Source organism: Methylobacterium sp. JK268 (assembly GCF_054052225.1).
The window spans coordinates 218010-231064 of the sequence record NZ_JBSVZN010000004.1; the positions used below are offsets into that span (position 1 = coordinate 218010).

Sequence of the window (13055 nt, forward strand, 5' to 3'; positions counted from 1 at the left end):
CGGTTCAGTCTCTTCCTGAAGCGGGGTTCCCCTCTCCCGCCCCGCTCCGCGGGGCACCCTCCCCCGCAGAGGGGGGAGGGTCGGCGCGCGTGGATCAACGTCATCCCGCCGCCCCCTCAGTCGAAGCCCAGGAACTCGAACAGCTCCCGGTCCTTCATCGGCGCCGCGGGCAGCGCCTCGACGCCCGCCCAGAGCGCTTCGGCGAGCTGCAGGTACTCCTGCTGCACCGCCAGCAGTTCCGGCGAGGGCTCCATCTCGAACAGCGTCGCCTTCCGCAGGCGCGAGCGGCGCACCACGTCGAGGTCGCGAAAATGGGCGAGGCGCTTGAGCCCCACCGCGTCGTTGAAGCGGTCGATCTCGTCGGTGGCCGCCGAGCGGTTGGCGATCACGCCGCCGAGGCGCACGCCGTAGTTCTTCGACTTGGCGTGGATCGCCGCGACGATCCGGTTCATGGCGAAGATCGAGTCGAAGTCGTTCGCCGTGACGATCAGCGCCCGGTCCGCGTGCTGGAGCGGCGAGGCGAAACCGCCGCAGACGACGTCGCCGAGCACGTCGAAGATCACCACGTCGGTGTCTTCGAGGAGGTGATGCTCCTTGAGGAGCTTCACGGTCTGGCCGACCACGTAGCCGCCGCAGCCGGTGCCGGCGGGCGGGCCGCCGGCCTCGACGCACATCACGCCGTTGTAGCCCTCGACCACGAAGTCCTCGACGCGCAGTTCCTCCGAGTGGAACTGCACCGCCTCCAGGGCATCGATCACGGTCGGCGCCAGGCGCTTCGTCAGCGTGAAGGTCGAATCGTGCTTGGGGTCGCAGCCGATCTGCAGAACCCGCTTGCCGAGCTTCGAGAAGGCGACCGAGAGATTCGACGAGGTGGTGCTCTTGCCGATACCGCCCTTGCCGTAGACGGCGAAGACCTTCGCGGTCTCGATGCGGATGTCCGGGTCGAGGGCGACCTGGAGGCTTCCCTCCTCCCGCCTCGCCGCCACCGGGTTTCGGATCGCGATGTTCATGCGGCAGCCTCCGCGGTGATGCCTTCGAGCCGGTCCTCCAGGGCCTCCTCGGCCCGGTCGAGCGCGGCGCGGGTCTCGGGGTCGGGGGTCCAGAAGCCGCGCCGGTGCGCCTCGATCAGGCGGTGGGCGACCTTGGCCGAAGCGGCGGGATTCAGCGCCGCCATGCGCTCGCGCATGGCCTCGTCGAGCACGTAGGTCTCGGTGATGCGCTGGTAGATCCAGGGCGCGACCTGATCGGTGGTCGCCGACCAGCCCACCGTGTTGGTGAGGTGCTGGTCGATCTGGCGCACGCCCTCGTAGCCGTGGCCGAGCATCCCCTCGACCCATTTCGGGTTGAGCATGCGGGTGCGGGTCTCCAGCGCCACCTGCTCGGCGAGCGAGCGCACCCGGCCCTCGCCCCGCGTCTGGTCGCTGATGTAGACCGGCACGCTCGTGCCGCGGGCGCGGGCCACCGCCCGGGCCATGCCGCCGAGCCCGTCGAAATAGTGGTCGACGCTCGTCACCCCGACCTCGACGGAATCGAGGTTCTGGTAGGCGAAATCGACCTCGGCCAGCACCGCCTGCATCAGCGCGCGCTGCGGCTGCGGCCTGCCCGTGCGGCCATACGCGAAGCTCTTGCGGCGGGAGAAGGTCTCGCAGAGGTCGGCCTCGTCCTCCCAGCGCCCGCTGTCGACGAGGTGGTTGAGGTTCGCCCCGTAGGCGCCCTCGGTGTTGCTGAAGACGCGCAAAGCCGCCGTCTCGAGGTCGATGTCGCGGGACGACGCGAGCGCCAGGGCGTGCTTGCGCACGAAGTTCTGCTCCGGCGGCTCCTCGGCGCTGGCCGCGAGATAGGCGGCCTCGGCGATGAGCTTCGTCTGCAGGGGCAGCAGGTCCCGGAAGATGCCTGAGAGCGTCGCCACCACGTCGATGCGCGGGCGGCCGAGTTCCGCGAGCGGGATCAGCGTCGCGCCGCAGAGCCGGCCGTAGCCGTCGAAGCGCGGCGCGGCCCCCATCAGCGCGAGCGCCTGCGCCACCGGCGCGCCCTCGCTCTTCAGGTTGTCGCTGCCCCACAGGACCAGGGCGACGCTCTCGGGGAGCGGGGCGCCGTCGGCCGCGTGGCGGGCGAGCAGCCGCTCGACCTGCGCGCGGCCATCCGCCAGCGCGAAGGCGCTCGGGATCCGGTAGGGGTCGAAGCCGTGGAGGTTGCGGCCGGTGGGCAGGATCGCGGGCGAGCGCAGCACGTCGCCGCCCGCGACCGGCGCCACGAAGCGGCCGTCGAGGGCGCGCAGCAGGGCCGGGATCTCGTGGTCCTCGGCGAGGAGCCGGTCGGTCTCGTAGAGCGCCTGGAAGGCCGCCCGCGCCGCATCGTCCGGGGCGAGCCCCGCCGCCGCGAGCGCCGTCTCGATGGACGCGCCCGCGACCAGACGCTCGATCCCGGCGCGGGCGGGCGCGAGGCCGTGGACGGATTCGGCGAGCGCCAGCAGCAGGTCGGCGCGCTCGGCCGGCGGCGTGCCCTGGCCGACGACGTGGAGCCCGTGCGGGATCAGGGTGTGCTCGACCTCGATCAGCCGGACGGCGAGGTCCGCGATGCGACGCTCGGCATCCTCACGCCACTCCTCGTCGGCGGTGGCGAGGTCGAGGGCCTCGGCCTGGCCGCGGATCAGGAGGGCGAGCTTCTCCCGCTCGGCCGCATCCTCGGGCGGCAGCGCGCGGCGGCGCTCCAGGGACGCCTTGAGGTCGATGAGCCCGCGATAGAGCCCGGCCTGGGCGAGGCTCGGGGTCAGGTAGCTCACCAGCGTCGCGGCGGCGCGGCGCTTGGCCAGCGTGCCCTCGGACGGGTTGTTGGCGGCGTAGAGGTAGACGTTCGGCAGCGCGCCGATCAGCCGCTCCGGCCAGCAGGCGGCCGAGAGGCCGGTCTGCTTGCCGGGCATGAATTCGAGCGCTCCGTGGGTGCCGAAATGCAGGACGGCGTCGGCGGAGAAATCCTCGCGCAGGTAGCGGTAGAAGGCCGAGAAGGCGTGGGTCGGCGCGAAGCCCTTCTCGAAGAGCAGCCGCATCGGATCGCCCTCGTAGCCGAAGGCGGGCTGCACGCCGACGAAGACGTTGCCGAAGCGCGCGCCGAGCACCAGCAGGGAGGCGCCGTCGCTCTGGTGGCGGCCGGGCGCCGGCCCCCACTGCGCCTCGATCTCGGCGAGGTGGGCCTCGCGCCGCACCTGCTCGTCGGCCGGGATGCGGTGGGCGACGTTGGCCGGGGTGCCGAAGCGGCCGGCATTGCCCTCCAGCACGCGCGAGCGCAGGGCATCGACCGTGTCCGGCACCTCGACCGCGTAGCCGTCTTCCCGCAGGCCCTTGAGCACGCGGTGAAGGGAGTCCCACACCGACAGGAAGGCGGCGGTGCCGGTCGCGCCCGCATTCGGCGGGAAATTGAACAGCACCACGGCGAGGCGGCGCTCATGCTTGGGCCGACGGCGCAGGGCGGCGAGCCGCGCGACCCGCTCGGCGAGGCATTCGGCCCGCTCGGGGTGGACCGCCATGTCGCGGGAGCCCTCGGCGCCCTTGGCCGAGCGCCCGCCGAACACCATCGGGGCGGTGGCGCCGTCGAGTTCGGGGATCGCCACCATCATGGTGGCCTCGACCGGCGACAGGCCGCGGTCGGAGGCCTCCCACTGCTCCAGGCTCTGGAACTCGACGGCGTGGGCGGCGAGGTAGGGTACGTCGAGCCGCGCCAGCATCGCGCCCGCCGCGGCGGCGTCGTTGTAGGCCGGGCCGCCGACGAGCGAGAAGCCGGTGAGCGAGACGAGCGCGTCGATCGCCGGGCGGCCGTTCTCGACGAAGAACCGCTCCACCGCCGGGCGGTTGTCGAGGCCGCTGGCGAAGGCCGGCACCACGGCGAGGCCGCGCGCTTCGAGGGCCGCGATCACCCCGTCGTAATGGGCGGTGTTCCCGGCGAGCACGTAGGAGCGCATCAGGAGCAGGCCGACCCGGCCGGTCGCGCCGGCCGGCACGGGCAGGCGGTCGGCGCGCTCGCCGACGCGGCCGGGCAGGCGCGGGTGGTAGAGGCCGGTCTCCGGATAGGCGACCGGGTCGGCGACCGCGAGGCGGCCCCGCCAGCCTGCCCGCGCGCCCGCCGCGTAGCGGGAGGCGAGGAAGCGCACGAGGTTGACGACGTTCTCGTCCGAGCCGGCGAGCCAGTACTGCAGGGTCATGAAGTAGGCGCGCACGTCCTGGGCCGAGCCCGGGATGAAGCGCAGGATGCGGGGAATCTGGCGGATCAGCGCCATCTGCCGGGCGCCGCTCCCCTGCGGGCCCTTGCGCCCGCGCAGCTTCTTGAGGAAGTCGAGGGCGCCGCGCTGCGAACCGTCCATCGCGAAGCGGTTCATCCGGGTGGTGCGGACCACCTCGGCGGCGGAGAGGCAGCCGACCATCGCGTCGCAATGCGGGCGGCGGGCGAGCAGGGCCGGCAGCACCGCCTGGACGTGCTCGTCCATGAACAGCATGGCCGAGAGCACGATGTCCGCCCGGGCGATGTCGGCCCGGCAGGCATCGAGGGCGGCCGGGTCGGTGTCCCACTCGGCGGCGGCGTGGAAGCCGAGGACCAGGCCGGGCGCCGTCGCGGCCAGCGTGCGGCGCGCCCGCTCCACCGCCCCGGCGAGGTGGTTGTCGAGGGTGACGATGACGACGCGCAGCTCCGGCAGCGCGCCCGCCGCCTCACCGGCTGAAATGCGCTTTGGCATCGTACAGGGTCTCGACGGTGATGAGGGGCAGCGCCCGCTCGCGGGCGAATCGCTCGGTGTTGCCGCGGGCCTTGCCCCGCACGAAGAACGGCACCTTCTTGAGTTCGCGCTCCGCCTCGATCGACCAGACCGCCGGCACGGCGATGCTGGCCGTCGCGGCGAGGACGGGCGCGAGCGCCGCCTCCTCGCGCGGGCGCCCGCCGAGATGCGAGGGAGCGACGCCGTCGTGGAATTCCGGGTCGTCCCGGAACATCGCGAGCAGGTGCTCCTCCAGGCCCATCATCAGCGGGTGGACCAGGGTGTCGAACAGGACGTTGGCGCCCTCGAAGCCCATCTGCGGCGAGTGGCGGGCGGGCACGTCCTGCACGTGCATCGGCGCCGAGATCACCGCGCAGGGAATGCCGAGCCGCTTGGCGACGTGGCGCTCCATCTGCGTGCCGAGCACCAGCTCGGGCTGCGCGGCCATGATCGCCGCCTCGACGGCGAGGTAGTCGTCGGTGACGAGCGCCTCGATGCCGTGGGCGGCCGCCTCCTCGCGCACCTCGCGGGCGAATTCCCGCGCGTAGGTGCCGAGGCCGACGAGGGCGAAGCCGAGTTCCGCCGTGGCGACCCGCGCCGCCGCGACCGCGTGGGTGGCGTCGCCGAACACGAAGACGCGCTTGCCCGTCAGGTAGGTCGAGTCGACCGAGCGGGAGTACCAGGGCAGCCGCGAGCCCTCGCCGTCGAGGACGGGCGACGGGTCGATTTCTGCCCGCGCCGCCACCGCCTCCACGAAGGCGCGGGTGCCGCGCACCCCGATCGGCGGGATCTCCACGAAGGGCTGGCGATGGGTGCGCTCCAGCCACTGGGCGGCGGCGCGCGCCACCTCGGGATAGAGCACCACGTTGATGGCGGCGTCGCCGAGCCGGGCGAGGTCGGCGGGCGTCGCGCCGAGCGGCGCCACGACGTTCACGGCGATGCCGAGCCTCTCGAGAAGGGCGCGGACCTCGCGCAGGTCGTCGCGGTTCCGGAAGCCGAGGGACGTCGGCCCGAGGATGTTGCAGGTCGCCCGCGCGGGCGGCGTCTCGGGAGCGCGGGCGAGCGCGCGGACCAGCCGGTAGAAGGTCTCGGACGCCCCCCAGTTCTCTTTCTTCTGGTAGGCGGGCAGGTCGAGCGGGATAACCGGGATCGGTAGGCCGAGCGCCCGGGACAGGCCGGCCGGATCGTCCTGCAGCAGCTCAGCCGTGCAGGAGGCGCCGACGATCATCGCCTGTGGGCGGAAGCGCCCGTAGGCGGCGGCCACCGCCTGCTTGAAGATCTCCGCGGTGTCGGACCCGAGGTCGCGGGCCTGGAAGGTCGTGTAGGTGACGGGCGGGCGGGCGTCGCGCCGCTCGATCATCGTGAAGAGCAGGTCGGCGTAGGTGTCGCCCTGCGGCGCGTGCAGCACGTAGTGCAGGCCGCGCATGGAGGCGGCGATCCGCATCGCGCCGATGTGGGGGGGTCCCTCGTAGGTCCAGAGCGTGAGCTGCATCCGCCTAGACCTCCAGCCGCGCGCGGCGCGCGAGGGGACGGGTGAACAGCCCGGCGAGGTCGCCGGCCTGGTCGTAGCCCTGGATCGGGGTGAACAGGAGCTCGATCGACCACTTGGTCGCGAGGTCCTCCGCCTCGAGCGGATTGGCGAGGCCGAGGCCGCAGACCGTGAGGTCGGGCCGCGCCGCGCGGCAGCGGTCGAGCTGGTCGTCGAGGCTCTGGCCCTCGGTGACCGCTGTCCCGTCGGGCAGCAGCGCGAGATCCTCGGCGAGGTGGCTGCGATGCAGGTAGGGCGTGCCGACCTCGATCAGCTCCGCGCCCATCTCCCGCGACAGGAACCGCGCGAGCGGCACTTCCAGTTGCGAATCGGGGAAGAAGAACACGCGCTTCCCCGCGAGGCGCGCCCGGTGGGCGCCGAGGGCCCGCGCGGCCCGGGCGCGGCCCGCCGCCGTCACCTCGGCGATTCGGGCAGCCGGGATGCCGAAGGCGCGGGCGGCGGCCTCGAGCCAGAGGGTGGTGCCCTCCTGGCCCAGCGGGAACGGCGCCGGGATGCGGGCGGCGCCGCGATCCTCAAGCGCCCGGGCGGTGTCGGCGAGAAAGGGCTGCGCCAGGATGTAGCGCGTGCGCGGCCCGATCGCCGCGCGGTCGGCAGCGCGCCGCCCCGGCAGGAACCGGACCGTGCCGATCCTGAGATCGGCCAAGAGCCGCGCGAACTGGTCCTCGACCACGTCCGCGAGCGCCCCGACGACGAGGAGCGCGGTCTCGTCCCCCGCCGGCAGGTCGGGCACCATCGCGGAAAGGCAGGCATCCTCGCCCTGCGTGAAGGTCGTCTCGATGCCGCTCCCCGAGTAGCTGAGGACGCGCACCGCCGGCGCGAAATCCGCCGACAGGCGGGCGGCCGCGCGGGAGAGGTCGAGCTTGATCACCTCGGAGGGGCAGGAGCCGACCAGGAACAGCAGCTTGATGTCGGGCCGGCGCTCCAGCAGGCGGCGGACCACGCGGTCGAGCTCCTCGTGCGCGTCGGCGAGGCCGGCGAGGTCGCGCTCCTCGATGATCGCCGTGGCGAAGCGCGGCTCGGCGAAGATCATCACGCCCGCCGCCGACTGGATCAGGTGCGCGCAGGTGCGCGAGCCGACCACCAGGAAGAAGGCGTCCTGGATCTTGCGGTGGAGCCAGACGATGCCGGTGAGGCCGCAGAACACGGCCCGCTGGCCGCGCTCCTGACGGATCTCCGGCCCGCAGGCCACGGGAGCGGCGAGGCCCGTCATCGCGCCGCCTCCGCGAGAGCGGCGGCCGGGACGCGGCCGGGAGCCTGCAGGCGGGCGGCGCGCAGCTTCAGGAGGAACTGCGCGGCGTTGACGACGTAGCTGGCATAGGCGGAGAGCGCCAGGAGCATCAGCCCGGCGACCGTCAGCGCGCCCGTCGCCAGGGCGGCGAGGTAGGCCGTGTGCAGGGCCAGCACCAGCATGCTGACCGCGTCCTCCCAGTAGAAGGCCGGCGCGAACAGGTAGCGCCCGAACACGTCCTTCTCCCAGAGGGAGCCGGTGATCATGATCGCGTAGAGGGCGAGCGTCTTCGCCACCACCGAGGCGTTGGCGAGCCCCGCCCCCTCCCCGGTGGCGAGCGTGCGCAGCACCAGCGCGAGGCTCACCAGGAACACCGCGAACTGGATCGGCGCGAGCACCCCCTGGACCAGGGTCCAGGGCGAGGCGTCGCGGCGCCGCCGCTCGGCCTCGCTGTACAGAACCGGCCGGTCCGTGGACGTCGCCATCGCGCCTGCCCCGCTGTCGATTCCGCCCCACCGGCCTGGTCGGGCCGGGGTGCCGTCGTGAGGGAAGCCTAGGGCCGGGGGCGCGCGAGTGTCAACACAAGTTGACAGTCGGATCGGGTGACAATTCCGGGGACCTCCCGCGATTGTCACTTGCCGCAGCGCTGGAGACGGGTATCTTGGCCAGAATTCGCGCTCCTCGCCGTGTCGACGGCGAGGGCACAAGTAGAAAAAAAATCCACAACAACAAGCACATCCGAGTTTCCGGCACATCGGGGAGGGACCGATGGGAGATCATGCGCAAGCCGGCGTCTTGCCCGCCGGCGCCTTCGCGCCCCGGGACGGCTCCCGAGACGGATTCCACGGGATCCGCAAGCGGCCGCGGTGGCGCGACGACCTCGCGCAGGTGGTCGAGGCGGAGATCATCCCGCGGCTGATGCTGGCCCATCGCGGCCGGCAGCCGGTGGCCCGCGTCGCGGCGCGCCTCCCCGACGCCGACAACATCGCCCACCTCACCGCCCTGCTGCTCGCGCCGCAGGACCGGGACGCCATGGCGGCGATGCTCGCGCTGCTGGAGGACGGCCTGACCCTGGAGGGGCTGCTGGTCGGCCTGCTCGCCCCCACCGCCCGCCACATCGGCCGGTTGTGGGAGGAGGATGCCTGCGATTTCGTGCAGGTGACGGTGGCGATGGCGCGCCTGCGCCGGATCGTCCACGACCTGGAGACACTCTACCGCGACCCGCAGCCGGTCGATCCGGCCTCGCCGCGCATCCTGCTCCTGCCCGCCCCGGGCGAGACGCATACCTTCGGGCTGACCTTCGCGGCCCACTTCTTCGCCGAGGCCGGCTGGGAGGTGGTGACCAGCGTCGATGCCTGCCACGCCGCCGCCCTGGCGCGCCTGCGCACCGAGTGGTTCGACGTCGTCGGCCTGTCGCTCTCCTGCGACGTCCATTTCGAGCGGCTGGTCGAGGCCGTTCCGGCGATGCGGCGGATCTCGCGCAACCGCGATCTCGGGGTGCTGGTGGGCGGCCCCGCCTTTCTCGATCGGCCCGACCGAGTCCTGTGCGTCGGGGCCGACGCGTCGGCGGCGGATGTCCGGGATGCCCCGGGAATCGCACGACGCTTGCTTGATCTGCGGGTTAGAGCCTGCTGATAGTCCTGTTCGGTGCGGTCCGCGTGCAGTGGTGACCCTTGAACAGACCCGTGAGCCCTGCTGCGAAGGAAGCTTTCGCGGTGCTTCGAGACGCCGTCTCACGCCTCGATTCCCGGATGACGGGAACGCTCGTCGCCACGGCGAGCGACGTCTCGCTGGTGGTCGACGGCGGCGGCGTGATTCGCGACGCGACCTTCGGGGCCGAGGGGCTCTCGGAGGAGGCCGGTGAGGATTGGCTGGGCCGGCGCTGGATCGACACGGTGACGGTGGAGAGCCGTCCCAAGATCGCCAGCATCCTGAAGGACGCCGAGCCCGGCGCGGTCACGCGCTGGCGGCAGGTCAACCACCCCTCCGCCAGTGGCGGCGCCGACGTGCCGATCCGCTACTCCGCCCTGCGGGTTCCGGATGGCGGCGAGATCATCGTGGTCGGCCGCGACCTGCGCGCCCTCTCGGCCCTGCAGCAGCGGCTCGCCGAATCGCAGCAGGCGCTGGAGCGCGACTACGCCCGCCTGCGCAGCGCCGAGACCCGCTACCGGGTGCTGTTCCAGCTCGCGGGCGAGCCGGTCCTGATCGTCGACGCGGCCACCCGGCGCATCACCGAGATCAACCCGGCCGCCGCGCGGCTCCTCGGCCGCGCCGCCAAGCGCATCGTCGGGCGCGACCTCGTCGACCTGTTCGAGCCCGAGGGCGCGCGCGCCGTGCAGCCGCTGCTGGTGGGGCTGCGACTCACCGGCCACGCGGAGGACCTCGTGCTGCGACTCGCCCATCGGCGGGGCGAGGCGCGGCTCTCCGCGGCGCTCTTCCGCGAGGAGGCGGGCACCAACATCCTGGTGCGGCTCGCGCCGCTCGCGCCCCCGGCCGGACCGGCGGAGACGCGCTCCGGGGCGCTGGAGGTGATCGAGGCGATGCCCGAGGGCTTCGTCGTCACCGACCGCGACCGGCGCATCATCGGGGCCAACGCCGCCTTCCTCGATCTCGCGCAGCTCGCCACCCAGCACCAGGCCAAGGGCGAGCCCCTGGAGCGCTGGCTCGGCCGCGAGGGCGCCGAACTCTCCGCGCTGTTCGGCACGCTCGCCGAACACGGCTCGGTCCGGCACTTCGCCACGGTGGTGCGCGGCGAGTTCGGCAGCGTCGAGGAGGTCGAGGTCGCGGCGGTGTCGGTGCCGGGGGGCGACAAGCCCTGCTTCGGCTTCACCCTGCGCGGCCTGCCCCGCCGCGTCGCCGCCCCGCCCTCCGGCGGCCGGGAGCTGCCGCGCTCGGTCGAGCACATGACGGAACTCGTCGGCCGCGTCTCCATGAAGGCGCTGGTGCGCGAGACCACCGACCTGATCGAGCGCCTGTGCATCGAGGCGGCTCTGCGCATCACCAACGACAACCGCGCCTCGGCGGCCGAGATGCTCGGCCTCAGCCGGCAGGGCTTCTACGCCAAGTTGCGCCGCTACGGCCTCGGCGACCTCGACGGCCCGGAGGAGGCGGAGGACGGCGAGGGCTGACGGCCGGGCCGCGATCCTACGCATCGCCGCGATCCTACAGATCGCCACGAGTGTAAAGTTTACTTGACACTCGCGCGGGGTTCATCCCACCCTGGCGGCATGACGACCAAGCCCCTGGCGGTTCCCGCGCCGCGCGCGCTGGTGGAACTCCTCAAGCCGATCACCTGGTTCGCACCGATGTGGGCCTTCGCCTGCGGGGTGGTCTCCTCGGGCGGCGGCCTGGGAGAGCGCTGGCCGGTGGCGCTGGCCGGCATCCTGCTCGCCGGACCCCTCGTCTGCGCCACGAGCCAGGCGGTGAACGACTGGTTCGACCGGCACGTCGACGCGATCAACGAGCCGCAGCGGCCGATTCCCTCCGGGCGCATCCCGGGGCGATGGGGGCTGTACGTCGCGTCGGCCTGGACCCTGCTGTCCCTGGCGGTCGCCGCCCTGCTCGGGCCGCTGGTGCTCGGGGCCGCCCTGTTCGGGCTCACGCTCGCCTGGATCTACAGCGCCCCGCCCCTGCGCCTGAAGCGCAACGGCTGGTGGGGCAACACCGCCTGCGGCCTCTGCTACGAGGGATTGCCGTGGTTCACGGGCGCCGCCGTGATGGCGACCGCGCTGCCGGACCGGCGCGTGATCCTGCTCGCCGCCCTCTACAGCCTGGGCGCCCACGGCATCATGACCCTCAACGACTTCAAGTCGGTGGAGGGCGACCGGCGCACCGGCATCCGCTCGCTGCCGGTACAGCTCGGCTCCGACCGCGCCGCCCGCCTCGCCTGCCTCGTCATGGCGGCCCCTCAGGCCGTGGTCGTCGCCGCGCTCCTCGCCTGGGACCGCCCCTGGCACGCGGGCCTCGTGGCGGCGCTCCTTGCCGGCCAGGGCCTGCTGATGCGCCGCTTCCTCGCCGACCCGCGCGGGCGGGCGGCGTGGTACAACGGCACCGGCACGCTCCTCTACGTGCTCGGGATGCTGGCCGCGGCGATGGCCCTGCGCGGGGGCGCCGCGTGAGCCCGGCCGCCGCCTTCGGCTGGGGCACCATCCTGCGCCTCGGCCTCGTCCAGACCGCACTCGGCGCCGTCGTGGTGCTGATGACCTCGACCCTCAACCGCGTGATGGTGGTGGAGCTGGCGCTGCCCGCCGCGGTGCCCGGCGCGCTGGTGGCGCTGCACTATGCCGTGCAGGTGCTGCGCCCGCGCTGGGGCTACGGCTCGGACGTCGGCGGTCGGCGCACGCCCTGGATCATCGGCGGCATGGCGCTGTTGTCGCTGGGCGGCGTCGGGGCGGCCGCCGGCACGGCGCTCACCGCCTCCCATCCGGCCGCGGGCCTCGCGCTCTCGGTCCTCGCCTTCCTGGGCGTCGGCATCGGCGTCGGGGCGGCCGGCACCTCGCTCCTGGTGCTGCTCTCGACCGGCGTCGCGCCGCACCGGCGGGGCGCCGCCGCGACGATCGTCTGGATCATGATGATCGCGGGCTTCGTCGTCACCGCCCCGACCGCCGGGCACCTGCTCGACCCGTTCTCGCAGGAGCGCCTCGTTGCGGTGGCGGCAGGCGTGTCGGTGATCGCCTTCCTGGTCGCGCTGGCGGCGGTGTGGGGCGTCGAGCCCGTCCGCGCCGCCTCGTCCCCGGGCGCGGAGCCGCGGCGGCCCTTCCGGGCGGTCCTGGCCGAGGTCTGGGCGGAGCCGGAGGCGCGGCGCTTCACGGTCTTCATCTTCCTGGCGATGCTCGCCTACAGCGCGCAGGAACTCATCCTCGAACCCTTCGCGGGCCTCGTCTTCGCGATGACGCCCGGCGCCACCACGAAACTCGCGGGCCTGCAGAACGGCGGGGTGCTGGCCGGGATGGTGCTCGTCGCGCTCGTCACGGCTTCCGCCCGGGGGCGGCTCGCCTCGCTGCGGTTGTGGACCGTCGCGGGCTGCCTCGGCTCGGCGCTCGCGCTCCTGGCGATCGCCGCCTGCGGCTTCGGCGGCCCCGATGGGCCGCTGCGCGCCTGTGTGGCGGCGCTCGGCCTGGGCAACGGCGTCTTCGCGGTGGCGGCGATCGGCTCGATGATGGGGCTCGCCGGCAGCGGCGGGTCGGCGGGCGGCGAGCGCCGCCACGGCACCCGCATGGGCGTCTGGGGCGCCGCGCAGGGCGTGGCCTTCGGGCTCGGCGGTTTCCTCGGCGCGGTGGGCGTCGACGTCGCCCGGCTCGTGCTCGGCGCCGTGGTGCCGGCCTACGCGACGGTGTTCGCGGCCGAGGCGGTGCTCTTCTTGGCCGCCGCCGGGCTGGCGACGCGGATCGGCGGCGCGGAGCCGGCGCGGCGCGCGGAGCCGGGCCGGCTCGCCGTGGCGTAGGGTTGACCCGGTTCGAAGCATGGCGCGATTCCCCTCTCTCGAGTGGGAGAGGGGTCAGGGGTGAGGGTGGCTCGGGTCCAGCAAGAAGACTGAA

At 73.4% G+C, this 13055-nt stretch carries 9 protein-coding genes; 4 read left to right on the plus strand and 5 right to left on the minus strand.

Annotated features, from left to right (window positions below):
- Positions 1-116: 116 nt before the first annotated feature.
- From bchL to bchF, 5 genes are read right to left on the minus strand one after another with little or no spacing between them, the layout of a single operon-like run.
- Positions 117-1010, minus strand: a complete 894-nt coding sequence (bchL, locus tag ACW9J6_RS06560; RefSeq protein ID WP_457115640.1) for a ferredoxin:protochlorophyllide reductase (ATP-dependent) iron-sulfur ATP-binding protein — start codon at positions 1008-1010, stop codon at positions 117-119.
- Positions 1007-4723: a magnesium chelatase subunit H gene (locus ACW9J6_RS06565; RefSeq protein WP_457115641.1), complete on the minus strand. Its 3717-nt coding sequence runs from the start codon at positions 4721-4723 to the stop codon at positions 1007-1009. The genes bchL and ACW9J6_RS06565 overlap by 4 nt, the downstream gene beginning before the upstream one ends.
- Positions 4698-6233 carry a ferredoxin:protochlorophyllide reductase (ATP-dependent) subunit B gene (bchB, locus tag ACW9J6_RS06570; protein WP_457115642.1) on the minus strand — a complete coding sequence of 512 codons (1536 nt, stop codon included), beginning with the start codon at positions 6231-6233 and terminating at the stop codon, positions 4698-4700. The genes ACW9J6_RS06565 and bchB overlap by 26 nt, the downstream gene beginning before the upstream one ends.
- A gap of 4 nt (positions 6234-6237) precedes the next feature.
- The gene (locus ACW9J6_RS06575; RefSeq protein WP_457115643.1) at positions 6238-7500 is read right to left on the minus strand and encodes a ferredoxin:protochlorophyllide reductase (ATP-dependent) subunit N; all 1263 of its coding nucleotides are present in this window, start codon (positions 7498-7500) and stop codon (positions 6238-6240) included.
- Positions 7497-8003 carry a 2-vinyl bacteriochlorophyllide hydratase gene (bchF, locus tag ACW9J6_RS06580; protein WP_457115644.1) on the minus strand — a complete coding sequence of 169 codons (507 nt, stop codon included), beginning with the start codon at positions 8001-8003 and terminating at the stop codon, positions 7497-7499. Before bchF ends, ACW9J6_RS06575 begins: the two co-directional genes overlap by 4 nt.
- Before the next feature lie 283 nt (positions 8004-8286).
- Between bchF and ACW9J6_RS06585 the strand changes: the two genes are divergently transcribed.
- From ACW9J6_RS06585 to ACW9J6_RS06600, 4 genes are all read left to right on the plus strand, one after another.
- The gene (locus tag ACW9J6_RS06585; RefSeq protein WP_457115645.1) at positions 8287-9153 is read left to right on the plus strand and encodes a cobalamin B12-binding domain-containing protein; all 867 of its coding nucleotides are present in this window, start codon (positions 8287-8289) and stop codon (positions 9151-9153) included.
- A 116-nt stretch (positions 9154-9269) separates the two neighbouring features.
- The gene (ppsR, locus tag ACW9J6_RS06590; RefSeq protein WP_457115646.1) at positions 9270-10646 is read left to right on the plus strand and encodes a transcriptional regulator PpsR; all 1377 of its coding nucleotides are present in this window, start codon (positions 9270-9272) and stop codon (positions 10644-10646) included.
- Between the two features lie 99 nt (positions 10647-10745).
- Positions 10746-11636, plus strand: coding sequence for a chlorophyll synthase ChlG (gene chlG, locus ACW9J6_RS06595; protein WP_457115647.1), 891 nt, complete (start codon positions 10746-10748; stop codon positions 11634-11636).
- Positions 11633-12961, plus strand: a complete 1329-nt coding sequence (locus tag ACW9J6_RS06600; protein ID WP_457115648.1) for a BCD family MFS transporter — start codon at positions 11633-11635, stop codon at positions 12959-12961. The genes chlG and ACW9J6_RS06600 overlap by 4 nt, the downstream gene beginning before the upstream one ends.
- Positions 12962-13055: the final 94 nt, after the last annotated feature.